This is a genomic window from Colwellia sp. MB02u-9 (genome assembly GCF_014077085.1).
In the GTDB taxonomy this organism is placed as follows: Bacteria; Pseudomonadota; Gammaproteobacteria; order Enterobacterales; family Alteromonadaceae; genus Cognaticolwellia.
This window is the reverse complement of record NZ_JACGVF010000093.1, coordinates 62,094-88,696: the sequence shown is the minus strand read 5'-3', so window position 1 is coordinate 88,696 and position 26,603 is coordinate 62,094. Positions and strand designations below refer to the sequence as shown.

Sequence of the window (26,603 nt, the reverse complement as noted above, 5' to 3'; positions counted from 1 at the left end):
GTTCTCAATTAGTTATCAATCACTTATCAATCAATTCTCAATCAGTTATCTGTTCAATATAAAAGATAACTAGGCTAGCTTTACGTATTGATCATTGTGGTGTTTAAGCACGCAGGTGATTTGCCAATTCGTTCAGCATGGTAGCGATTAAAATAAAGCGAGATTTTGCATCTTCGGTCACTTGCTTAAATTTCAATTTATTCGCACCTTCCATTTTATATATTTTCGGTTGTTGTTGAATTAAGCCGATGATAAACATAGGGTCTACTTTAGTTTCGCTGCTAAATTCAAATGAACCGCCAGCAGGGCCTGCATCAATGCGGGTAATACCCATTTTTTCTGCTTTAAGTTTCAGCTTGGCGATATGCACTAAATTTTTTGCTGCTTGTGGTAATAAGCCAAAACGGTCTATTAGCTCAACTTGCACGTCGTCGAGTGCTTGTTTATTTTTACAGCTGGCAATACGTTTATATAAACTTAAGCGTAAACTTACATCGAAAATATAGTCATCAGGTAATAGTGCCGCTACGCGTAAATCTACTTCAGTTTGAGTTTTTGTCACTTGGTCAAGCGACAATTCTTTACCTTCTTTTAATGCGGTAACGGCGGCATCAAGCATTTCCATGTATAAGGTATAACCCACTTGGCTCATTGAACCACTTTGATCTTCGCCTAATAGCTCACCGGCGCCACGAATTTCTAAATCGTGAGTCGCCAAAGTAAAGCCGGCCCCTAAGTCTTCTAATGAGGCGATGGCTTCAAGGCGTTTTTTTGCATCTTTGGTCATACGTTTTTCATGCGGGGTTAATAAATAGGCATAAGCTTGATGATGTGAGCGCCCAACACGGCCACGTAATTGGTGTAGTTGTGCTAAACCTAAGTGGTCAGCTCGATCCATAATGATGGTATTAGCGGTGGGCACATCGATGCCAGTTTCAATAATGGTGGTACAAACCAGCACATTATAACGTTGGTGATAAAAGTCGTTCATCACACGTTCAAGTTCGCGCTCACGCATTTGTCCATGAGCGGTAATAATTTTCGCTTCGGGTAATAATACTTGAATGTCTGCAGCGGTTTTATCTATGGTGTCGACATTGTTATGTAAGAAGTAGACTTGACCACCACGCAATACTTCCCGCAGGATTGACTCGCGAATTAAGGCGTCATCACGCTCTCGTACAAAGGTTTTTACCGCTAATCTCTTTGCTGGTGGTGTGGCTATTATTGATAAGTCGCGCATGCCGCCCATGGCCATATTTAAGGTGCGTGGGATTGGGGTTGCGGTCAGTGTTAAAATATCTACGTTTGCCCGCAGCTGTTTTATTTTTTCTTTTTGTTTAACACCAAACCTATGCTCTTCATCAACCACTAAAAGCCCTAGATCTTTATATTTTATGCTGTTTTGTAAAAGCTTATGGGTACCAATTAAAATATCTATTTGGCCAGATTCAACTTCTTTGACAATAGCGTTTTGTTCTTTAGCGGTTTTAAAGCGTGATAAAACTTCAATGTTAACAGGCCAATTTGCAAAACGGTCACGAAAACTTTCATGGTGTTGTTGAGCAAGCAGGGTAGTTGGCACTAATATCGCCACTTGTTTGCCGTCGTTCACCGCAATAAATGCCGCGCGCATGGCCACTTCGGTTTTGCCAAAACCGACATCACCACAGACTAACCTGTCCATCGCTTTTGGCGATAACATGTCGCTAATGACCGCATTGATGGCTTGTGCTTGATCAAAGGTTTCTTCAAAACTAAAACTGTCAGCAAAAGCGCGATAATCATCTTTATTTCGTTTAAAGCTATAACCATGGTTGCTGGCGCGTTTGGCATAAATATCTAACAGTTCAACGGCTACGTCACGTACTTTTTCTGCGGCTTTTTGCTTGGCTTTACTCCAGCTATCGTTACCCAGTTTATGTAACGGTGCGTGGTCTGCATCAGCGCCTGAGTAGCGACTAATTAAATGTAGTGAGGCAACCGGCACATATAATTTGGCTTCTTTTGCGTAACTGAGCATTAAGAATTCTGTGGTAATACCACTATTTTCAATGGTTTGTAAGCCCATATAGCGCCCAATACCGTGATCAATATGCACCACAGATTGGCCAATACTTAACTCGGCTAAATTTTTAAATATTGCGTCGTTTTGAATTTCTTGTTGTTTATTTCGACGGCGAGTTTGACGGACGCGATCGCCGAGTAATTCAGCTTCTGTTATTAAGGCAATGGCATTTTTTTTCGCACTGCCTTTAGCTTGAAAAATAAAGCCAGCACTTAAGGCGTTAACCGTAATACCAATGAGCGCGTCACTGTTAACAAAGTCTTCAATACTCTTAAAGATACTTGGCTTGGTTTGATTACGCTCTAGTAGCTCTAAGACACTTTCACGTCGACCTTGGCTCTCTGCAACAAATAAGAGTTTGCTTGGTGTTTCTTTGCTGTTAACAAAGTTATTGAGTAATTCAAATGGCTGCTTTAATTTATGATCTATGGTCAGATCTGGCAAGGTGTGTACGTCAAACTGCACTTGTGACGCTTTTAATTCGTCTTCGATGACTTCGGGTTTTAAATTGATTCGATCAAAAGGTTTTAAGGCGCTGTAGAGCTCTTCACTATTGAGAAATAAATGCTTTGGTGGCAATAGTGGCCGAGTGGGATCATAGCGTCTGTCTTCATAGCGATAGTCAATATCGGTCCAGTAATGGGCTAAGGCTTTATCAATATCGCCACTGATAATTACTAAGGTATTATCAGCAAGGTAATCACATAAGGTATTGGTTTGCTGAAAAAACAAAGGCAAATAATATTCTATGCCTGCGGGCATAATGCCATTACTGACTTGGTGGTAAATAGATGCTTTGTCAATGGTGCTGGTAAATTGTTCGCGGTATTGGCTGCGAAATAAGTTAGTGCCGTCAGTATCGGTTGGAAACTCATGCGCGGGCAATAAATTTATGCCCTCTATTTTGTCACTAGAGCGTTGGTTTTCTGGATCAAATAAGCGAATTTCGTCAATTTCATCATCAAAAAAGTCTAAACGGAACGGTGTTTTACTGCCCATAGGGAATATATCAAGAATGGCACCACGAGCAGAAAACTCACCGTGTTCCATTACTTGTTCAACACAGCGATATCCGCTGGCTTCTAAGCTTTGTCTTAATTGATGTAAATCTTTTTTATCGCCTTTTTGGATAATTAAACTATTGGCTTCAATGTATTGTTTTGGTGCTAAACGTTGCATTAAAGTAGAAATGGGCACAATAACAATGCCTTTATCCATACGCGATAATTGATACAAGGTGGCTAAACGCTGGGAAATAATATCTTGGTGTGGCGAAAAAGTATCGTACGGCAAGGTTTCCCAATCAGGAAATAAACAAATAGGTAATTGAGCTTGTTGATTTAAGCTGGTGAGTTCTTGCTCTAAGCGCAATGCCGATGGCGTATCATGAGTAAGTAGTAATATGGGCTGTTGCGTTGATAACGCGCCGTGAAAAATAGCGACAGTGGCACTACTACCGGGTAGGTTTTGCCAAACTTTTTTATCGGCACTTTTACCCCGGCCTTTAGCTAATACCGGATTGAAGAGATTAACATTTTTGCTCATGACTGCTCGTAATTTAATTGCGTTGAAAAGAAACCTAGTGAAGCATTTTACTGAACCGTGACCTTGGTGTTTTTAAACTTTAGTATTTGCACCAGTAAATGCCGTTTACATCAAAATTACTAGTATCTTAACATGAGTTTTACCTGATCTTTAACCGCTAAATTTAACGCCTTAATGCTTTTACATTATTCAATTAATAAATAGCGCATGCAGGTAAAGATCTGCTTATTTAAAGCGTGTATAATATCGTGTAATTGAATCACTAGAGTTTTGCTAGTCGCTCATGGGCTAATGTCAGCCTGTTTAGCCTGAAAGTAAAACTAACCAGCGACACTCGTTGGATTTTTGGAGAAGTTTGTGACTAACAACGATGTTTTACGTCGCCTGAGATATACCTTTAATTTTAACGATCAAAAGGTTATTGCTATTTTTGCCGCCGGTGATTTAACCGTGACCCGAGATCAAATAAGTAACTGGCTAAAGCAAGAAGAAGACCCTGCTTATGTCAATTGCCCTGATACGACGTTTGCTGCATTTTTAAATGGCTTTATTAATGAGCGCCGCGGTAAAAAAGAAGGCGAACCAGCCAAGGTTGAAAAGCGTTTAAACAATAATATTATTCTCACTAAATTGAAAATTGCTTTTAATTTAAAAGCAGAAGATATTATCGAGATGTTGGAATCAGCAAACTTTCGTTTAAATAAACCAGAGCTGAGTGCGTTTTCTCGCAAGCCAGATCATAAAAATTATCGTGAATGTAAAGATCAGGTATTACGCAACTTTTTACAGGGCGTTGACAAGAAATTTCATGTCCAACGTCGTGCGAAAGAACAGGTAAAAAAGCCAGTAGTTGAAGAGGTTAAAGATAAGTTAGAAGAGGTTTTAGCGGATAAAAATTATAATTCAGCTAATGCTAAGGCCAGTAAAATTTATGTTAACCCGAATAAAACTAAAGTTGAACGCAAACCCGGTGAACGTAAAGTGCTAAAACTTAAACCTAAAGATATTTGGGGTGAATAGTAACACTTAACAAACTGATATCTGTGCTATAAATAACCTAAGGTTTTTAGCAGTTTTAAATGATCATTAAGTTATATTATGACGAACGGTAAGCCAAACCTAGAAAGTATTGTGATACCTTATTGTGATAGCTAGCTGGTTCTATACTGCTGATATCGTCTTCGGGCTTGGCGGTAAATAATGCCGATTAGTATTACTTTGATACTATTGCTTTGATACTGTTGCTTTAATATTACTGCGCTTTGCGGCCAAAGGTAATAATAACCACGGGTTTAGTTAGTCGCTATTATGTTTGATTTTTAAACCCTATAATCTGTTATATTTTAAGCCTGCACTTGCAGGCTTTTTAATGCTTAGCATTAGAAAAAACAATATAAGTGTTACCACTAGTGGTACAATTTACAACCTCTTTTTTAGCAACAAAATCTTACGGTTAAACTAAAAATGCTGATAAATTTACAAGCTAAATTATTAGGTATTGCCTTATGTGTATTGGTTGGCATTATTGCCACAATCGTTGCCACGCGTTATCAAGCACCCATTATACTCTTTGCATTATTAATGGGTTTGAGTCTGCATTCATTTTACAGCAAGGTAAATATTCAAGCGGGTGTTAACTTTTGCTCACGAGAGCTATTACGTTTGTGTGTGGGTTTATTGGGTGTGCGTATTGCTTTTGCTGATATTGTTTCGCTCGGTATTACTCCGCCCTTAATTGTGATGGTGAGCATGGCGTTGACCATGGTTTTTGGGGTGTTGTTTGCGCGAGCTTTAGGCTTGTCGAAAATTTTCGGGGTATTGTCTGGTGGCGCGGTGGCGGTTTGTGGTGTCTCAGCGGCAGCCGCGATTTCAACCGTGCTGCCAAACGATAAATCTCAAGAAAAGTACTTTGCTTTTACCGTGATAGGTATTACCACCTTTAGTACTTTATCAATGATACTTTATCCTGTTGTTGCCAGTTATTTAGGTTTCTCAGATGAATTGGCCGGAGTTTTTATTGGTGGCGCCATTCATGATGTGGCTCAAGTGGTTGGTGCGGGTTATACCATATCGCCTGAAGCAGGCGATGTAGCAACTTATATTAAGCTGCTCAGAGTAGCGTTGTTAATGCCAATAGTCATGATGGTGTTTTTTGCTTTTAAAGAAAAAAATAGCAAAATGTCGGGGGGTGTTAGTGCCTTTATTCCAGGCTTTTTGATTATGTTTTTTGTGCTGGCATTTTTAAAAAATGTTGGTGTCTTGCCCGTTTGGCTCATTGATTTTATTCGCAGTCTGTCGAGTCATTTATTAGTGATTGCGATTGCGGCAATCGGTGTTAAAACTTCATTAAAACAAGTGCTTTCTCTTGGCTGGCGACCGGTGATGTTGATGGGCTGTGAAACGATATTTTTAGCGAGTTTGATTATTGCGGGTATCATGTTTTTTTATTAGCAATATTGCTGTAGCAAGGCGATTTCACATAACTTAACCAGACTCAGCTTTACTTTATTCAATTTGATTTAGCTTTATTTAGTTTTATTTAGTTTGATTAAGCCGAACAAACAAGTTGGGTTTAATCAAACTAAATCAAAAAAATAGTGACCATTTATCAGCAATATTAATAGTCACTATCAACCGCATTAGCGTCACTAATACGTTCTATTCTGGCTTCTTCTTCTTCAAAGGCAGCTTTAATTTCTTCTAATACCGTATCAACGTCTGCACTGGCTGTGTCTTCTTTGAATAAGCCGGTCAGTGTTAATTCTGGTGTTAGCTCACCACTTTCAAACAGTGCCCACATTTCCTGGCCATACTTGCTTTGTTTTAACGCCGGGCTAAATTGACCATAATAGTTAGTCATATTGGTAACATCGCGCATTAACATAGCTTTGGCATTGTTATTGGCTGATGCATCTACCGCTTGTGGTAGATCAATAATGACCGGGCCATAATCATCAACTAAAACATTAAATTCTGATAAATCGCCATGAATAATACCGGCACAAAGCATTAACTGGACATAATGCATAACGAGCGTGTGATCTTCTTGTGCTTGTTCCGCTGACATTACCACGTCATTTAAGCGCGGTGCTACATCACCAGTATCATTGGTGACAAGTTCCATTAATAAAACACCGTCGAAACAGCCAAAAGGTTGCGGTACACGAACGCCAGCTTCTGCTAACTGGTAAAGTGCATCAACTTCAGCATTTTGCCAAGCAGACTCTTGTTGGTCGCGACCATACTTTGAACCTTTTTCCATCGCTCGGGCACGACGGCTATTTCTACTTTTTCTCCCCTCTTGATATTGCGCTGCTTTTTTAAAGCTACGCTTAATGGCTTCTTTGTAAACTTTAGCGCAGCGAACTTCGTCGCCGCAACGAACCATATAAACGGTGGCTTCTTTTCCACTCATTAATTGGCTTATTACTTCATCTATTAAGCCATCATTAACAAGTGGCTGTATGCGTTTAGGTACTTTCATAGCGCCGTTATACCTTAGTTGGGCGTTGGATGCCAGAGCAAAAGTATAACTTTTTATTTATCAAAAAATTAAAACATTGTCTGGTTTAGGTAAATCTTGGGTAATATAATAAAATCTCTTCAACATAAACGCAAAGCCATATGATCCCATTTATTAGTCAATTACCTAAAGATGAAGAAATTACTTGGATAACAGCACTTAATCAGGCCTTGCCTGATGAAAATATTGTTGCTTTTTCTGAGGTCAATCCGGCAGAAAAAAAACACTGTCAGCTGGCGATTGTTGCCAACCCAAATACTGAGTTATTGGCTGAATTTGAAAATTTAACATGGCTACATAGTGTTTGGGCCGGTGTTGAACATTTGATGATGTCATTGGATAACTCGCCGATTGACGTGGTGCGTTTAATTGACCCAACCCTAAGTAGAGCTATGTCTGAAGCGGTGTTAGCCTGGAGTTTATATCTTCATCGAGACATGCCACGATATGCTAAGCAGCAGAAAAATAAGCACTGGCAGCAACATCAACTTGTGCCAGCAAGTGAACGGCGTATTGGTATTCTTGGCTTAGGAGCATTAGGCCAAGCTAGCGCAAAGCAATTACAACAAAATGGTTTTAAGGTCATGGGCTGGAGCCGCACGGCTAAAAAAATAGCAAATATTAGCAGTTACAGTGGAAATAAGGGCTTGGCTGAAATGGTAGCACAAAGTGATATTTTAGTGTGTTTACTACCATTAACGCCTGCAACACGCGGTATGGTGAATGAAGAATTATTAGCGCAATTACCTCAAGGTAGTGCGGTAATTAATTTTGCCCGTGGCGGCATCATTAATACTGATGAACTGTTAAATGCGCTAAACAGTCATCACCTTAGCCATGCCGTGCTTGATGTTTTTGAACATGAGCCATTAAACGCTAATAGCGAACTTTGGCATCACCCTGACATCACTATTCTGCCTCATATATCGGCGCCCACAAACCTGAACAGTGCTTGTGATATTGTCGCTAAAAACATTATGATTTTTCGGGCGACTGGTGAGATACCCAAAGCGGTCAGTAAAGTTAATGGTTATTAATCTATGTAGTTAAGTAGACTTTGTTACTTAAAATTAAATTTTTTTTGCTGATTCTTTTGTTGGATTAGCATTGCGTTGACTGGATTTTACCCAGCACTAAAGCCATTATTTTAGGTTTAATAAAGTTACCTGGTCGTAACTCAATTTACTTGAGCATTTACTATCAGAAAAAAAGGCTTAGCTACCCTAAACTATTGGCTAACCAGGCCTTGCTGTAATTGATTAAACTGCCAGCATTACACGGGCAGTTTGTCTTTCTTTGTCTTACTTTGCGTTTACTGCCTTAACCTTTGGTAATGATTAAACCCCCTGTAGGTAGTCGCATTTTAAAGGAAATGCCTAATTCACCTTCAACCATATTAGTATCAACGATGGTGGTATCATTTTCTAAACTACCACTGACTTCAACACCGGCTTTTACGGTAGAAATAAAAGGAATACTGCCTTCTGCTTCGGCATATATTTTGCCGCCTTTAGTGACTTTTTCACTATTACTCACCGCTTGAATTGCCGCTTGCTTGCTCGATGAAATAATGGTGTATTCTATCGATTTAGGAACGATATTAAATACTAGCGCTTGGCCATCGTTAGTAATAGTAAAGCTAACACTGCCTTTAAATGGGTTGTTTAAGTCAATATCTGCCGACGAATTAGCGGCTTGATAAGGATTAAATGCTGAGAAAAACTTCACATGTAACTGACCTTTAACGCCTGACTTAACTGGCATTTCTGCTGTCACGCTGGTTAAACCAGCATCGACAATTAAATCACCTATTAATACTGGTTCTGCATCAGGTAGTAATAATAGGATGTCAGCTCTTAATAAACCATTCATTGGTAGGGCACTATCATCAGAAAGATTAAAACCTATCACCACTTTCTGTGCTTCGACTGCACTAACCCTAGGTTTACTCCTATTCGATTTTGTTGTGATGGTACCTGATTTTTTATCAACCGCGACATCAACTTTATTGGCATCAGAGGTTTTTGCAACATCTTCAATCTCTTGGGTGGTTATCGGGTCGTCTGCTTTTTTAGTGACACTTTTAGCGGCGTCAGTAAATGAGTCCAGCACCTTGGTAATTTGTTCGTGAGCTTCATCATCGGTTAAATAACCCTCTTTGTTCAGTTTCTTGATTTGCTCAATCAATTTAGCACCATCTTTTTTCTGATTCGCCATCACAGATAAACCGGCAAAGTCTTTTGAAATACTGGCTAAATCAGTCACACTTTTTGAGGTGGTTTGCAACGCTGCTAGCGCATTTTGTTGTGTGCCTGTTAGGCCAGTAATATCTTTAAAGACATCAGCTTTTGACAATAGCTCAAAAGCACTGCCCAAGCTGGTAGGGTCTGGCGCTGAGGGTGCATTTTGCATATTAATGATACTGGCAGGGAAATCTTTCGCTTGTAAGTTACCTGGGTCACTGCGTCGGCTACCGGTATCAATAGGATTAATTGCCGTGGGTGTTGTGCCGCAAGGCTCATCATTAAAGCGCCAATGGCGTGATTCATCAATTTTTTCACAGCTATTACACTGACCCATTACCGACTCAGCATACACGCCTTTTGTTGGCACACTGACTCTAAAGGGATCGGGTGCCGTGGTGGGTTGATAATAGGCCAGTAAGTCGTCAACGCCTCTAAAGGTCGGGTCTAAACGCTCACCGGGTACAACTTTTAACACTAAATTATTACCGACAATACCCATGATTTTATTCTCAACCACACTCGCGACACTTTTACCGCCACTGTAGGGAGCAATAAAACCATCTAGCAAGCCAAATAAACGGCTTGCATCCATACTTGACCAAATTACTTTATGCGCCATCTCTAAATGTTCATTGAGAAAGCTAATTAATGCTGAAGCAGCCGCTTTGTCTTCTTTTTTAGGGTTACGTAATTCATTAGTATTGGCAGGAACATACATTAAGGCTGCATCAGTTACGGTAATAATGTCAAACAAGTTCTGTATCTGCATTGAATTAATGATGTCGTTATTAACCCTATGATTGCGAACAATATATTCACTTAAATATTTTGTTTTATAATGTAAATAAAGCGAGCGAAGAATAATCTTAGATGATGAATTTACATTAGTATTGGCCCGTAACCTTAAGTGATTGATTTGTGCCCGCGTTATTGTCGGAATAGACTTACTGGCAATATTGACTTTTAAGGGGGCACCTTTGCGATAATTCGATAAAATTGTCATATCTAAATCGAGTTGCAGCTCACTGCCATCATCAGCAATGGCGTCAAATTGCAGTGTATCAATGAATTTTTTTATAATTTTTGGTGCGTATTCCTGCTCAAAAATGGTGTCTTTTTCAGCTTCAGTTAAGGGAACTTCTCGCTCTAAATTTAGTACCATGCGACCAGGAAACCAAGGGAATAATATCAACAGATCATACTCTTCAGTTTTCGTCGCTTCTTCTATTATTCTGATAAAGGGACGGGCTAATTCAAATGACAAAGTAAAGTAACCGGAGAAGTTTTGAATTACTTCATCAACGTAGCGCCCATCAGGTAAATCAGCATTAATATATTCATCTTCAATACGTTCTATAGCGCTAAAGCCTCTATGTAAGGTTTTACCGTAAACCGCTCTTTTTAAGGTGTTTCTCCAGCGTAATACTTTTTGATTATCGAAAAGGCTCATGGGTAGAGGGACATAAAGACATTCTTGAACATCAACTAATTTTTGTTCAATGGCATAATGTTTTAAAACCTCAAAATATTCGATGGTGACTGCATGACAGTGATTGTTATTTTTAATTACTTCAGTTTGTACATTAACCGATTCATTTTGACCTATTGTTTGTACCACTGTACTGCGTTGGCTTCGCACGCTAGAAGCTGATTGTGAGGTGGAATCTTTTAATCGGTTTAAAGCACTACCAGAAACATTTCGTGCTGAATTTTGTGATGCGTTTGATTTTGAAGAAGCGCCAGAATGCGAGATACCACCGGCGACACCAAACACTACGGGCGCAATAAAACCACCAATGCCACCGCCAATACCTGCGCTGGTTGAGCTGGTACTATTACTTGAGTTTGCGACAAGTGACTCATTTAGCGATGAATGCATAATTTCGGTAATATCTCGATCGCGAATAATATCTGCGGTTATTTCTTCACTCACAATTTGAGCTTCGGTGCGGGCGGAGGTTTCCTTTCGATCCCAATCGACTATGGCAATTTGTTTCTCCTGACATGGCGCTAGTGGCATGCTATATAAGCAATCGCCTAAAGAAAACCCCGCCGCTTTCCAAATTTGTTTTATATGTAAAATATGGCCATTGGCGATAGTGGTATTTTCATGAATAGTAATGTTTTCATCCCAATTAATACTACTTTCTACCGTTAAATTAACTCGACCGGGATGGTTGACAATATAAGCCTGTTCAATGTTTTCAATTTGGCTAATGCCCGAACTAATTTGTTTCATTAAACCCAATAATCGACTTCTTATTTCATCATAATGGCGGTAAAAGTAATCATCGACTAGCTCGTTCACAAAAGTGCTGCCATTACGGTAGAAGTTATAATACTCGTCCAATAAGTCAATAAAGGCGGTGATGCTATCTTGAAATATAAGGTAATATTCGCGAATCATGGTTATTTCAGGTAAGGAAAGTAACACACTGTTTTTTAATGTAGTTTTTATTTTTTCAAACTCTATGGTTAAGCACATAATACCCATAGTGGTTGGTTTAGTTGCAGTAGGGCAAGGCTCAAACCCTAGTTGAGTTGTCTCACTGGCATTGGCAAGCTCTATCATTAAGCGCCTTAGGTCACCTAACATTCTTTCTTGGTTAACTGAATTTGGCACATCATCGATTAGCAGGATTGTTTGCTCGACCACTTTAATGGCGTTGTTTAACATTTGTGCCGTTACTTGTGTGTTATTAACAAGCTTTTCAAGCTCTAAAATAGCTTTAGTAAGGTGTTTTTTATTGGCAGGTGAAAGCGCTAACAAACCGAGGTTCTTTTCAATATGGCCTAATAATGCTCGAACTTCTTCGCGATTTAAAGTGTCTTTTGCTGTCAGGGTTTCACAAAAGGTTTTGGCACTTTCCACGCCATTTTTTCCACAATAAGCAGCGGCAAGTTTATGTTGTAAACTCGATAGTTTTTTTCTGCGTTGCTCTTGTTGTTTAAGAATGCTTAAAAGATCTGAAAATACTAAGTTTTTATTAATACTCTGTAAGTCATGAGTGTGAATTTTTAATTGTTGCGTATCAGCAAAGTTCATTTTTAGCATATAATTTGGCAGGGCAGGGGCTGTTTTTTCACCTAGCCGCGATGCCATAACTCTTGTCATATTTACGGTGTCATCTTTCATCGCAACTTCTTCTATCACTAACGGCTGCATTGATAATGAAGAAAACGAATCATTTAATTTATTGATGGTAGTAAAAATATTTTTTGATATTTCAAATAATTCAAATTTAAATTTTTTACTGTCTTTGACTGTGATAATAAAACCTCTAATTTCAGGCTCTGTTGTTCTAACGGTATGATAAAAGCTAGTCTCTTCTAATGTTCTATTAGGCACGGTAAAGTCAACACACTTGCCGCCTATGTCTTGAGAAAAAGCGCCTGAATTGACTAGGTCATCACTGTCGGGTAAGAGGGGGACGGCTTCATTACAGGCGCAGTCATTGTCTTGCTCTAAAGCTGATAAATCAGAGACTAATAAAATATTTTTGGGTAGCCTATTGTCGTCTAATCCAATGACAATAGGCTGAGTTAGATTACCGGCAATAACACCGAAAGCTTGCTGAATGCTTTTATTTGGCACTTGACCATAAAAGTAGCCTTGGTTATCAGTGGTAGCAGAAAACACCGCATGAAAACTACTACTATCAAGTAAAGCAACAGGGTCATCACTGACCATAATCACAACTTGTAAACCGCCTGTTGCCTGCTCTGCTGTGCTATCAATGACTTTACCGGTAATTTTTTTTATGGCTTTCTCTACCGGTGATTCAATATTAAAAGCAATAACTTTAGGATTGATTTTGATGTTGAAGACTGGACTTTCATCAACAACATTAATAGGGACATTGCTTGGTTTTAAGCTGGTGTAACTATAATTTTGTTGGCCTAGCATTTCGCCATCAGGTGCAAAAAGGGCTATTTTAACGGCTTCATTAATCACTAGGTTTTTGAGCGGTAAATAAAATCTAAAAATACCGTCTAGCTCGACATCTACCCTGTCCTTACTAAATACTGGGTGGCCAGAAATTTCTTGGCTGTAGCTAATTTTTAGAAAATGACCTAGATATTGGTCAGTGATACTTTCATTATCGTTGGTAGGAATTAATTTTCCATTAACACTCATTGTTTCCATGATCCTTCCTCTTAGACACTTATTGTGTAAAAGTAATTATCGTGGCGGTGATAAACAATGAACAACTACCCGATAATGTACTAGGTACAAATACGGTAGGCTAACAACCAGTCTTTCTTGTCTGATTCAATACTGAGGTTAATTTAGCATTAATACGCTCAACAAGACCTTTTAACAATACCTTTCAGGGATCTTTTAACAGTACCTTTCAAGGCTTGTTATGAATCAGATTTCAAAAAAAATATGACTTACTTCGCTACATTAATTAAGTAAAAATAGTCGAACAAACGCGGCAATGCAAACTGATATAGTGTGAAAATACCCTTTGCAGCCCCTAATTTTGTTGCCTGTTTAGTCTTTGTTTCGCTATTAATTAGACTTTTAATAACTTGGCGTAATAACTAAAAGCTAAACGGTAACCAGAGCGGTAAAGTCAGCAAAATAATTAAAATGTCAGGGGCTTTAAGTGCTTAGTATAAGTTTTGTTGTGTGGTTTTTGATTGATAAACCCCTTAAAGTGCAACGGGTATGTTTGATTTTTCAGCAAAGTGTCTCTGTTATTAAAGCAGTCTATTAAAACTGTATATTGACGCTGTTTTGGTTATTTTCAGCTATTGAAGTTTACTGGAGATAAAGTTTAATTCAGTGCTTGTTACTTACTTAAATGGCATTAGATTAAGTCATTATTTAAAAGCGAGCTAGTTGCAAACAACAAAGCGCAATTCTGCTACTTCCTGAGTAAGACGTTAAGATTTATTTTTATCATTGTTGACAAGTAATTGATGGGCTTGTGACCAAAATTTGCTCGATATTTTGTTAATCACATTTGACTCTGCATTAATTAAAATCGCAAAGCCGATGTCTAACTCTGGCGAGTAACCAATATCGGCCCGAAAGCCAGCAACCCAGCCAGAATGATAAATAATAGGATGACCGTCAAATTGATAAATACGCCAGCCGTATCCGTAGTGGGCATCAGTTAAATGCTTACGCCAATATCGGCGGCGCAAATCTTTTTTTGTTTTAATACGTGGTGTAGTAAGTTCAGCCAGTAGTGCAGGAGAAAGTGTTTCAGGGTTATGACCTAAATTGGCAATTAACCACTTTGATAAGTCAGCAATACTGGCGTTAATACCTGCAGCGGGAGCCACTTTATAATAGTCAGGCTCAACATCTACTGTACGCCAAATATAGCGTGTGATATTTCTGCCTGCTCTATTTTTTTTGCTTGTTTTTATCCGTTTTCTGAGAATGTGAGGCTTGGCGGTGTTTTGCTGTTGTAAAAACACCTCAATACCCACTGAGGCATTGGCCATTTTTAAGGGCGAAAAAATTCTTTCTTGTAGTAAAGTGGCGTAGCTTTTAGCACTAACCGCTTCAATGGCCGGTTGTAAAAATCCGTAAGCAATATTTTGATAGCCGTAACATTTTTCTGGCTGGCAAATCGGTGTAATACGATCAAAGCGACTAATTATTTTTTCCATACTCCAATTTTCATGTAGTAAGTTATCGTAGGAATTTGGCATCAAGCCACTTGAATGGCTGAGCAGGTGTTTTAATTGAATATTGTCTGCAGCGCCTTCGGTGGCTAAAGCAAAGTTAGGCACATACTTAGTGACTGGGTCTGATAAGTTTAGCTGCTGCTCTTGTGCCAACATCGCGGTAATAGTGGCGGCAAAAGGCTTAGATACTGAGGCTAGGCGAAACACCGTATTATGATCTACTTTTTGGCTTTTCGCTTTATCAGTATAGCCAAAGCTTTGCATGGCAAAAACTTGATTGTTTTTAACAATGGCATACGCTGCGCCTGGAATACTAAATTTTTTTAATTCGCTGGCGATATTAGCCGATAACTTTTTATTTAAGCTATTTAGGTCAGTAGCATAGGAGGTTAATGTTAAAAACAAGGTAAAAAAAAGCGCGATAAAGCGGAAAAACATGCAGACAACCCATTTGAAAAACAAGTCAGTCTAACCAGTTAACGCGCAAATAAGAAGTAATATTAATTCGCTATAAGGGCTGAACTAGCTAAGGTATTGATTTTTATAGCGCAGCACATCTTGATCTGACTTTCTCGTTTAGCGCTGAAACTGTATCTCGAGCTTAGCGCTTATTTTTAAAAACATAGTCATTAGTTATGACTTTTTGCACTAAACCAAAAGTTCATGAAATCAGCGGTGAGTTTATTTTCAATTTCCATGGCGCGCTCGGTTGGGCAAAAAATAGTGAAAATAATCTGGGTATCACCAAGCTCTGACGTGGCGACTTCAATATGAGGATCAGGTCCGGCAATTTTTATATCTAATCGACTTTCAATCACTTGGTTATATCTTACGGCAACATCATTAAAGTCGGCACAATAGGTGTCAGCTTTGATTTTTAGCGCATCAATAAATTCAAATGGGTTAACGCTACCATCTCGGGTAATAGTAAAGTGATGAACGGCGTAACGTTTAAGGAAATTTAAGTTTTTAATTGCCGATGTCACCAATTGATTATTGGGCATGTAAAGTGTTTTACCGGTAAATTGATAATTACTGATGTTAACTTCTAATAGCGTTAAATTGATCCAGTCAATAGAGTTTACTTCACCGCAATAATTACCTACTTGTATCCAATCACCAATACGAAAGGGACGATTTGATACTACATAAATAAAGCCAATAAGGCATTGAATAAACTCGCGTGTAACAAGCACTATTGCCACAACAAATGCAGCAATTGAAAAAGCAAACTTTTGAATCTCAACAGACCAGATATTAAACACGACACAAATGAGTGCAAAATTGAAAAGATTATTCAGTAAATTAACGCTTAAGCGTTTATCTAATTTTTTCTTTTTTGCGCGACGTTTAATTAAGCGTGTAATAACTAACTTTACCGTAATAATAGCGATAGCTAATACAGCGGTGACTAAAGATTTATTTTCTAAAAGAGATTCGATCATGTTTTGCCCGGTAGATTACTACAATAACGACTTACTTTGGCGCTAAAACGTGCACGGTAGATGATTTCACCCAACAAATCGAGTGAAATATGACTTTAATTATTGATTATTTATTTGTCATGATGAAACCAAAAACTATTTTGTTCAGCTAAAGTTCATTTATATTGTCATAAAATAGTGTGTGGTTACAAGAAACTACCAATAATTTAGAAACTTAAGTTTAGAAACGTAAATTTAGAAACGTAAATTTAGAAACGTAGTCACCGAGCTTGTGTTTACTGTGCAAGTATAAAGGGCTTTTTAATAGGATATGTTATGAAATTATTTATTTGTGTTGTGCTGTTTATCTTTTCTACCTTAGCTTTTTCAAATACCAGTTTACCCAGTAACAGGCATATTAGCGTGACGGGCAGTGCACAAATGCAGGCGATGCCAGATATTGCGGTGGTATATCTACATGTTGAAAGTGAACAAAAAAGCAGTTTAGCGGCCAAAAAAGAAGTCGATGAACGGGTAAACAATTTATTGAACGGATTACCTGACTTTGACGTTGATGAAAAAAATGTCTCGGCGTCAAATATTTCAACCGAAGTGCGTTACGCCTATAACCGTGATGAGCGCGATAAAATTGAAGGTTATGTTGCCCGGCGAACCTTAACAGTGACATTAGAAAATATAGCGAAGTTGAATGCCTTTATGGACTTTGCTTTAAAGGTGAAAATTAATGCTATTCGCAATATCGAATTAAAATCTTCCAACGAAAAGCAACTACAGCAAGAAGTTAATGCGCTTGCGGTTGAAGATGCGAAAAGCAGAGGCCAATCACTGGCAAAAGCCTTTGGCGTAAATTTAGGGGCAATTTACAGTATCAATGCGAACTCAACTCAAATTCAGCAGCGGTATGGCGCTAATAATGAAGGTTATAAAACCAGTGTTCGTATGGCTGATAGCTCCGCAAAACCTGGGCGTTATTTACAAGAGAGTATTGTTTTTTCAGCGTCAATTAGTGTGGTATTTGATCTTGAGCTATAAAGCATTTTTTTGTTGAGATTAAATGTCCATGGATGGAGTAAATACCGACTGACAACAATCTAGCACGAAGCGCTATTGTCGCTTTTTTGTCGTTGGTTTTTAGTCAATCGGCTTATATTAAATGTTTTATTCGCTCAGCTAACTTCACCACATCGGACTGACCGATAAGAGAATTATGCCATGAAAGTTATTGCTTGATTCAAGGCATAGTTAGGTTTAATTACTTATTAACTTATTAACTTATTAACAAGACAGAGAGTGTGACTTACTCATTAATAAACCGTTTAATCAGCAAGTAAGTTTGCTGGTATTGCTCTGGTATCAGTTTTGACAGCAACATATAGGCGTGGATCAGTTCATCAAATTGATAATGTTCAACACTTACGCCAGCTTTTTTAGCTTTATCAGCATATAAAATGCCTTCATCTCGCAAGGGATCACAACCTGCGGTTATGACTAAGGTTTTGGGCATTCGGCGATCAAACACGCCAAGTAAAGGCGATGCCTTGGTTATCAGTGTCTTTGTTTGCTTAGTTATTTCTTCGCCAATATTTTGATTTTTAAGATTGAAATATTGCGCAAAGTACCAATACATTTTATCTGCCTCTAGCAGAAAACCATGGCCATTTTCGGTAATTGACGGGCAACTCATGGTGTAATCAACACTGGGATAGATCAATATCTGTTTATCAATCTTGATATTAGGCTGGTCAATGTTGTTCATCACTAAACTGGTGCAAATTGCGCCACCGGCACTATCGCCAGCAATATAGAGTTGGTCGCTATGGCGGTGATCTTTTAGTAGCGCGGGGTAATTTTCTAACAAATATTGACAGTCGTCTAAGCCACAAGGGTAAGGGTGCTCTGGTGCTAAGCGATAATCAATGCAAATAACAATGGCATTGGTGGCAATAGCCAGTTCACGACTAATGGGGTCATATAAATTAATGCTGCCACACATATGGCCACCGCCATGAAAGTGCAGTAAAACCGGTAGTGCTTTTTCTGGGTTTGGATGATAGATTCGCGCGGCAATATTACGCTCATTTATCGTCATAATCTTGTCTTCTATCAGCGCCAGTTCAGGACCTGGTATCATATAGGCGGATAAATTCTCCAAATTTTGCCTAATAACGGCTGGCTCAAATGCTGCGCTACTTGCTTTAGCTTGCTCAATAGCGATATTAACTTGCTCAAGTAACGGTATTAAATTTTTTGATACATTTCCTCGCATATTAACTTCCTTGTTGCAGTGTTTTAGTTTTATGGCCGGTTTCAGGTAAAAAGTAACTACCTATAAATAAGGTTGAACTCAGTACTGTGATTAAAATAAACGATCCGGTGTAATCACCTTGATTAATATCGACCAAGCGCCCGAATACCCAGAGAATTATCGTCGATATTATGTAACTAATTGAGTAAAACATACTAAAGATAATGGTGATACGAGCGGAAGTCATTTTTGGCAGCTCATGTGGAATTGAAACAAGTGCGGTGACGGGCAAAAATATAAAAAAACCTAACACCATAGCCGCAAAGGTTTGTAGCCAATATAAATCACTAAAGGAAAATACGGCGGTGCTAATAATAACCATTAAGCCCGACCAACGTATAACCGGCAAGCGTAAGGGCACTTTTTTACTATAAATAATGCCAAAGATAGTACCGACAATACCAAAGCCAATCACCCATTTACTTTGCACAATACCGGCCTTGGGATAAAAGGTGAATAAACAAATATAAAAGGCTAAAATGCCTGAATAGGCTAAACCGTATAACCAATTAAAACGGTCTGTTAAGCCTTGGCAGTAAGTGTAATTTTCTGGTGAGGTATTTTGATCTCTGCTTGCTCTTGATGGTTGCTCAAATTTAACCAACAGCCAAAGTAGGGCAACCGCCAAGCTAAGCACAGAAAATAGCGTTAAACTATTCTGCCAACTACCGGTAAGTTGATTAATACTCTGCATTTGCCACAAAATTATTGCTGTACCCATATTAAAAGCCACGGCGTTAATGCCATTAATGGTTGAGCGTTCTTCTGCTTTGAAAAACTGTAATACGATAGGATTAAAATACACCACCATAAAAGCGCCCCCCAGCCCCATTAAAAATCGACTGAGTAACAGCCATTCATAATTTGGTGCGTAAGGGGTTAATAAGCCGATGGTGATTAATAAACTGGCCACAAAAAAAGCATATTTAATACCAAGTTTAATCGCTATCCAAGCCGCAATGAAAGTACCAACAATTTTAGCTAACGTGACGGCACCACTAATAAAACTTGCTGACGCTAAGCTATGCACGTCAAGTGTAAGCATAATGCTTTGCATGCTAGCGGTGCCACCGACCCAAGCCATGGCAAATAATACATAACTAAAGAAAACAATAGCTTCTACTAAATATTTGTTAGTGATTTTCATCTATAATAACTTTCAAATTGATTAATAATGAAGGGTTAGATTACCCTAGGATGTTAGGGAAATAAGTACTACCTTAGTGCACTAACATCAACAAACGAGCATGATATGCTAGATGAGATAAGTGGTTATGCGAGTATACAATTGTTAAAACAAAGGAATGAATTTGTTAGCTTGGTTATCTATTGATACGTGGTTGATCACCGCTCTTTCTATTGGCTACTTGTGCCTATTGTTTTTAGTTGCTCATAAAGGCCAAAATCAATCGCCTGAACAATGGCGCTGTAAGCCGTGGGTATATAGCTTATCTTTAGCGGTTAGCTGCACCTCATGGGCTTTTTACGGCACAGTGGGTCAAGCCGCCACCACCGGCGCTTGGCTTGCACCGATTTATATTGGCTCCATGCTTTGTCTGGTATTAGCTTGGCCAATGTTGCTGAAAATGTTAAACATTATTAAGCGACAAAACCTGACCTCAATTGCCGACTTTATTGCCTTTCGTTATGACCGTTCGCCTAAAATTGCGATTAGTGTTGCACTAATCGCTTTAGTTGGCACCATACCTTATATTGCCTTGCAATTACGCGCTATTAGCACCAGCTTTGATTTACTCACCGGCACTTTTCAATCAGGTATTAGTACCGCTTTTGTCGTTACCCTCGTATTAATTGTATTCAGTATCTTATTTGGTACTCGGCAAATTGCTGCTAGTAAGCAAAATCAAGGTTTAGTGTTAGCCATTGCCTTTAGCTCAGTGGTGAAATTATTAGCATTAACTGCCGTAGGTATTTTCGCGACGTTTTTTGTTTTTGATGGTTTTGCCGACTTAGCTGCTCAGCAACAAAGTCAGGGCTTATTTACTGACGGTAATTCGGTTTATCTTGCGGTGACTCAGGCGATATTAGGCGCAATAACCATTTTTGTTTTACCACAGCAATTTCATATGATGATGATAGAAAACCATCACCCACAAGAGCTAAAAACGGCCCGATGGTTGTTTCCACTGTATTTTATTTTAATTAACATTTTTGTTTTACCCATAGCAATCGCAGGCTTAATTACCTTTCCTGGCGGCGGTGTTGATGCCGACACTTATGTGCTTACCTTGCCGATGTTTTTTCAGCAAGCTTGGTTAGGTATTGTGGTTTATATTGGTGGTTTAGCGGCGGCAACCAGTATGGTGATTGTTTCTGCTATTGTGCTTAGCACCATGATTTCAACCGAAGTTATAACGCCAATAACCTTAAAATTTAACTATTTCAGTAAGGAAGGTGCACCGCAATTTTCTAGCTTGTTGTTAAAGCAGCGCCGACTGACCATTATCACCATATTGTTACTTGCCTTTGCCTTTGAACGTAGTATTAATCAGCAAAGTCATTTAGCCAGTATTGGCTTACTCTCCTTTGTGTTGTTATCACAGTTTGCGCCGGCGATTATCGGCGCTTTGTACTGGCGCAAAGCGAATGCTAAAGGCGCATTAACCGGCTTAATTATTGGTAGTTTGATGTGGTTTTTCACCCTACTTTTACCCATCATAGCTCCTAATTTAGTGTGGGTACAAGATGGCGTTTTTGGCCTTGCTTGGTTAAAGCCGACTGCGCTGTTTGGCGTCAACTTTTTAGACTTAACCAGTCATGGCGTATTCTATAGCTTAATGAGCAATATCGTTTGTTTTGTCGGTGTTTCATTATTGACCCAACGCAGTCTAGGTGAAAAATTACAAGCAGACATTTTCATTAGTAAAGCTCAACAGCAAATTGAGAGTAAGTTAAGTACAGAAGACCTTTACAGTTTATTAATGCGTTTTATCGATAAAAACGCCGCTGATGCCTTTAAGTTGATCGCCAAGACTAATCAAGCCAATCAAGTATCCTCTGACGTTGAGCCCGTAAATCTGGTTGAATATACCCGTGTGCAACTTTCTGGTGTGCTGGGCTCAGCCTCAACACGTATGGTCATGAAAGCGGTCTCAAGGTCAGCACAAATGCCCTTTGAAGATGTGGTGAGTATTGTGGATGAAGCAAACCAACTGTTTCGTTTTAACCGCGAGTTATTACAGTCGGGTGTTGAAAATATTGAACAAGGCATTAGTGTGGTTGATGCGGATATGAGATTAGTGGCGTGGAATCAGCGTTATATTCAATTGCTTGATTATCCTGAAGGTTTTGTTCAAGCCGGCCTACCGATTGAAACCTTGTTAAATTTTAATATTGCGCGAGGCATTATTGCCGGTGGTGTTAATAATGAGCAGATGATCACCAAACGTATCGCGCATATGAAAAAAGGTGATAGCCATCATTTTCAACGAAAAATGCCTAATGGCATGGTATTAGAAATTCGTGGACAGTCGATGCCTGCTGGCGGATTTGTCAGTACATTTTCAGACATTACCGCCCATATAGAAGCTGAAAAGTCCTTACAGAAAGCCAACGAAAATCTTGAAAAACGTGTGGCAAGCCGAACCCAAGAATTACAAAACGCCAAAGCCGAAGCGGAAGCGGCCAACAGCAGTAAAAGTCGATTTTTAGCGGCAGCAAGTCACGACCTTATGCAGCCTTTTAATGCCTTATCTTTATTTACCTCGATGTTAAAAAACAAAGTACAAGGTGAGGAACTCACCGCACTTGCTCAGCATATTGATGATTCATTGAACGTGGTCGAAGCCTTGTTGTCAGACTTAGTTGAAATTTCTCGCTTAGATAGTAGCTCTGAAAAAATAGTAAAAAGTCAATTCGCCCTTGATGACTTATTACAGCCACTCAAGAATGAATTTGCGGCCTTATCCGCGCAAGCCGGCATACGTTTCTCATATCAAGTTAGCCAATGTGTTGTGCATTCTGACAAACGCATGCTAAGGCGAATAGTACAAAATTTTTTATCGAACGCCGTACATTATTGCAATGATAAACAGGGGGTAAAAGCGGGGGTTCAAAATCGCATTTTATTAGGGATACGACGCAGCAAAACAATGATAAGGCTTGAGGTTTGGGATAACGGCCCAGGGATCGCGTTAGCACAGCAAAAAGCCATCTTTCGTGAATTTGAACGTTTAGCGCAAAACCGTGAAATACCAGGATTAGGTTTAGGCTTGGCGATATCAGAGCGCATAGCAAAATTGCTCGGTTTGTCAATTTCGGTTAAATCGCAACTCGGTAAAGGTACGTGTTTTAGTATTGAAATACCGCGCGTCAGTGCTAGTGAGGCCGCCATCGTTAAGGCAAAAATACACCATAAAGGTAAGTTAAATAAAATTTTGGAGGCTATAGCCGAAAGTTCACTCGAAAAATCCTTTAATAACATGGTGGTATTATTGATCGATAATGACCAACTGATGCTAACTGCAATGGCCTCACAGCTTAGTGATTGGGGTTGTTGTGTGTTAACTGCATATGATCAACCGTCATGCCAGCAAACATTAGCCAATGGCGAGATTATCCCTAATATTATTATTGCTGACTATCACCTTGAACATGGCACCAATGGCGTTGATTTAGTGCGAGCCATGTTGCGAGCACAACAATGGCAACTACCAGTGATAATTTGTTCTGCTGACCCATCAGAAAGTGTTCGACAACATACCAGTGATGCTGATTTTTTGTTTTTACGTAAACCCGTTAAGTCATTAGCATTAAAGCGCATGATGCGGCAATTACTGGTATAAGCTGAGTTGCTTTTTTTATTCTGTGCTTATTCTGTGCTTATTCTGTGTTACGACTAAGCAAGCTTTCTACATGATGTTTTTATAGCCTTTGTGCTAGTTAACGTAGTCACTATGTAGATTTTATCGCCGAGATAATCTTAATTACAGAGATAAAATTGATGAGTAAAAAGTCTGCTATTGCTGAGCGTATATTTTGTCCTAAAAAGAAAAGGGCAAAGTTAGTTGGCATCAAGATTAATCATCTTGCTGTACTTTGTTTTAAGGGCATATTTCTGCTTGCGTTGAAAAGATGAACTCAGTCACAAAAAACCTTTCAATTAACTATTTATTTTAAATGTTATGTTTTTAGATAATTATGATTATTCAAATAACTAGCGTTCGAATAACTAGCGTTTAAATAATCAGTGTTCAAATAAGAAAAGCCTGCTTAATTGTATTAAGCAGGCTTTTATCGCGGGTCTAATTAATATTAATCATTAATGATTAATATCTCTACTCGTCTGTTTTCAGCGCGACCTTCTACGGTTTCATTTGACGCCACAGGTTTGTTTTTACCAAAGCCACTAGAATCTACTTTATCTTTGGGAATAAGGCCTACTTGGGTAATAAAATTAGCAACCGTTTGGGCCCGTGCTTGCGACAGCGCCATATTCAACTCCTCGCTACCAAGGTTATCGGTATGTCCTGAAACCATGATGTTAGCACCAGGGAAGTTCTTAATGGCTTCAATAATCTTATTCAGTAAAACAAAATTACTCGACTCTATTTCACTACTACCTGACTTAAAGGCAAAGCCTTGGGCGCGAATAAGCACATTGTTTAACTGACGATATACATTGGCCTCTTCAGGGTTATACATTGACTGTACTCTGGAGAAACGTTCATCATCCGCTCTTTTTTGCGCCTGTTCCCGCTCGAATTCCATCTTAGCTTCTGCTTTATCTTTTGCTAACTGAGTTTGTTTTGTTTCAGCAGATTCCATCCCCGTTAACAAGGTTTTACGTTCTTCAACAACGTTTGCTACTGCTGCACTTAGATTATTCACCACTTCTTTGTTTGGCCGGTTGAAGCCAACATCAGTATCAATAGATTTAACGACTTGGCTAAGTTGATCTTGATACCAAAGAATTCTTTGTTCGGCATCAAAGTTGGCATTTTTAAAGGCCGTTTCAATATCGACTATGCCCTTAGCCTTTTGTACCAACCATATTGCCCGGTTAGAATGCACGTTGGCTTTTTGAGTATCAGTTCGATCGGCTTCTATTGTCGCTAAAGCAAGGCGGTATTCATCTTCTGCCATCGCCATAGTGCTAGGTGCTATATCAGCTAGATCATTTTTCTTGGCGTTAGTTAGCGCTTGTTCAGCAACACTGAGCATATTACGCTTTAACGAATTTAGCTCTATGTCTAAATATTGATTGCGCAAGGCATTGACATCGCGTGTGGCTTTTTCATCCTCTCCAACTTCAAGTAAGGCTAATACTTTTGCCAGTTCCGTTTCAGCTTTTTTAAAAGCAGCAGGTGCAGCTGAGCTAGCATTGACACTTATCGCTCTGTCTCGGGCATTGAAAACCTCTTCAAAAACATATTTTGCTTTTACGGCTTGTTTCTTCGCCGTTTCAATACGCGCTATAACTTCGCTGGCACTATCATTTACTTTTGGGCTACTATTTTGAGCTTGTTCAAGTGCGTTTTGATAAATATTTTCGGCATTTTTCAACTGTACGGGCGAGTAGAGTGCTAAGTTTTCACGCTCGGCCGCCTCAATGCTAGTTTTAGCCTGAGCCAATGTCGGGTGTTGTACGAACATTTCCTGCTCAGTCATGAGTTTTTGTGTAGCACAACCACTTAAAATGGTGATAAGTAAGGCTACCGCTGTGTATTTTACTTTCATGTCATTATCCTTTTAACAGTGAATTTATTGCAGCGCTTATCTTGCGCTAAGTAACGAATAAAAATGGCTAAACCTCTACTTTGACTCACGGCTACAATATGGCTGTAAGCCTGTTCAATTTACAGCCAAGCGGCAGGTGTTATTATTTCCTTGTACTGTCTGTTTTATCTAGATTAACACTAGCACCGCCAGAGATTTAAACCAGTAAAAATCGCCAAAAGAGCATGGAAATTTTGAGAAAAACTTTGTTGTTAAACGCGAGAGGTTTATAAGCTTTGCCGCTGTTTTAGGGCGATTAAGACAGATTCAAATGCTGTGAAGGGCTTAGCATGAGTTGTTGATAAGCAAGCCCAGCTAATGTTCGGTTATTCACTTCTAGTTTTAATAATATCGCGGAAACATGTTTTTTAACCGTGGTTTCCTTGATGTCGAGATCATAGGCAATTTGCTTATTTAACTGACCATCGGCTATTTGAGTTAATACTATGTATTGCTGAGGAGTAAGTTGGCTTAATTGTTTGGCCAGTTTCTGGTGCGCTAAATCTATTTTTTGGTCGGCATTAAATTCGATGTTTTTTGGTAACCAAATTCCCCCGGCTAAAACGCTGTCAATGGCTTGTGCTATGGTGGCTAAATCAGCCGATTTAGGAATAAATGCCGCTGCGCCAAAGTTAATCGCTTTTTGCATGGTTTCAGAATTGTCGTCTGATGAGACCATGATCACCACAATATCAGGAAAATGGTTTTGCAGTTGAGTTAAGCCGGTAAAACCATCATTACCTGGCATATGTAAATCTAGAAAAACGATTTCTAAGCTGTTGTTAAGGGTAACCGCTTTGAGTAGATCGTCAAAGTTGTCTACTTCTAAGCTTTCGTGATCCTCAATACATTCGACTATGGCTTGTTTTAATGCGGTGCGAAACAAGGGGTGATCGTCGGCGATAATTACTTTTGCTTGCTTCATTACAGCAGCCTTTTATATGATGACAACACTAGGAGGTCGCCCAATACACTGAAAATAATGGGCGTATTATCAAGTCTATTAGCTTTATTCCCTCAGCGGGAACTAATTTAACAGACGGCTTAATTTTTTATTATTAAAAAAACGCCAGTAAAAACCAGC

General features: G+C 39.1%; 13 protein-coding genes and 1 pseudogene. 5 read left to right on the top strand and 9 right to left on the bottom strand.

Annotation, left to right across the window (positions count from 1 at the left end):
- Positions 1-103: 103 nt before the first annotated feature.
- Positions 104-3,613 (bottom strand): transcription-repair coupling factor, encoded by a 3,510-nt coding sequence (gene mfd / locus H4J65_RS08625; RefSeq protein ID WP_182197575.1) that lies wholly within the window; start codon positions 3,611-3,613, stop codon positions 104-106.
- 357 nt (positions 3,614-3,970) lie between these two features.
- On the opposite strand from mfd, the pseudogene H4J65_RS08620 reads away from it, so the two are divergent.
- Both H4J65_RS08620 and H4J65_RS08615 read left to right on the top strand, forming a co-directional pair.
- Positions 3,971-4,420 (top strand): annotated as a pseudogene (locus tag H4J65_RS08620) (DUF1456 family protein); the annotation flags it as partial.
- Positions 4,421-5,077: 657 nt separating this feature from the next.
- Complete coding sequence (locus H4J65_RS08615; RefSeq protein ID WP_182197573.1) at positions 5,078-6,064, top strand: YeiH family protein; 987 nt, start codon at positions 5,078-5,080, stop codon at positions 6,062-6,064.
- 166 nt (positions 6,065-6,230) lie between these two features.
- Here H4J65_RS08615 and H4J65_RS08610 read toward each other — a convergent pair whose 3' ends face one another.
- On the bottom strand, positions 6,231-7,097 hold the full coding sequence (locus tag H4J65_RS08610) for a PA4780 family RIO1-like protein kinase (protein ID WP_182136143.1): 867 nt from the start codon (positions 7,095-7,097) through the stop codon (positions 6,231-6,233).
- A gap of 140 nt (positions 7,098-7,237) precedes the next feature.
- Here H4J65_RS08610 and H4J65_RS08605 point away from each other — a divergent pair, with 140 nt between their 5' ends.
- Positions 7,238-8,173: a glyoxylate/hydroxypyruvate reductase A gene (locus tag H4J65_RS08605; protein ID WP_182197571.1), complete on the top strand. Its 936-nt coding sequence runs from the start codon at positions 7,238-7,240 to the stop codon at positions 8,171-8,173.
- Between the two features lie 283 nt (positions 8,174-8,456).
- Here H4J65_RS08605 and H4J65_RS08600 read toward each other — a convergent pair whose 3' ends face one another.
- The 3 genes from H4J65_RS08600 to H4J65_RS08590 form a co-directional block, all read right to left on the bottom strand.
- A complete protein-coding gene (locus H4J65_RS08600; RefSeq protein WP_182197569.1) occupies positions 8,457-13,529 on the bottom strand; it encodes a hypothetical protein in 5,073 nt (1,690 codons plus the stop codon).
- Positions 13,530-14,275: 746 nt separating this feature from the next.
- Entirely contained in the window at positions 14,276-15,469 is a 1,194-nt protein-coding gene (locus H4J65_RS08595; RefSeq protein ID WP_182197566.1) for a serine hydrolase, read from the bottom strand.
- Between the two features lie 191 nt (positions 15,470-15,660).
- Complete coding sequence (locus H4J65_RS08590) at positions 15,661-16,476, bottom strand: mechanosensitive ion channel family protein (RefSeq protein ID WP_182197564.1); 816 nt, start codon at positions 16,474-16,476, stop codon at positions 15,661-15,663.
- A 315-nt stretch (positions 16,477-16,791) separates the two neighbouring features.
- Here H4J65_RS08590 and H4J65_RS08585 point away from each other — a divergent pair, with 315 nt between their 5' ends.
- The gene (locus H4J65_RS08585; protein WP_182197562.1) at positions 16,792-17,508 is read left to right on the top strand and encodes an SIMPL domain-containing protein; all 717 of its coding nucleotides are present in this window, start codon (positions 16,792-16,794) and stop codon (positions 17,506-17,508) included.
- 265 nt (positions 17,509-17,773) lie between these two features.
- On the opposite strand, the gene H4J65_RS08580 is transcribed toward H4J65_RS08585, so the two are convergent.
- Positions 17,774-18,742 (bottom strand): alpha/beta hydrolase, encoded by a 969-nt coding sequence (locus tag H4J65_RS08580; RefSeq protein WP_182197560.1) that lies wholly within the window; start codon positions 18,740-18,742, stop codon positions 17,774-17,776.
- Between the two features lies 1 nt (position 18,743).
- A complete protein-coding gene (locus tag H4J65_RS08575; RefSeq protein WP_182197558.1) occupies positions 18,744-19,928 on the bottom strand; it encodes an MFS transporter in 1,185 nt (394 codons plus the stop codon).
- Between the two features lie 157 nt (positions 19,929-20,085).
- Here H4J65_RS08575 and H4J65_RS08570 point away from each other — a divergent pair, with 157 nt between their 5' ends.
- Entirely contained in the window at positions 20,086-23,586 is a 3,501-nt protein-coding gene (locus H4J65_RS08570) for a PAS-domain containing protein (protein WP_404851944.1), read from the top strand.
- 469 nt (positions 23,587-24,055) lie between these two features.
- Here the strand turns inward: H4J65_RS08570 and H4J65_RS08565 are convergent, their stop codons facing one another.
- Together H4J65_RS08565 and H4J65_RS08560 are read right to left on the bottom strand one after the other, a co-directional pair.
- Positions 24,056-25,480, bottom strand: a complete 1,425-nt coding sequence (locus H4J65_RS08565; protein ID WP_182197545.1) for an OmpA family protein — start codon at positions 25,478-25,480, stop codon at positions 24,056-24,058.
- A gap of 295 nt (positions 25,481-25,775) precedes the next feature.
- Complete coding sequence (locus H4J65_RS08560; protein ID WP_182197542.1) at positions 25,776-26,444, bottom strand: response regulator transcription factor; 669 nt, start codon at positions 26,442-26,444, stop codon at positions 25,776-25,778.
- Positions 26,445-26,603: the final 159 nt, after the last annotated feature.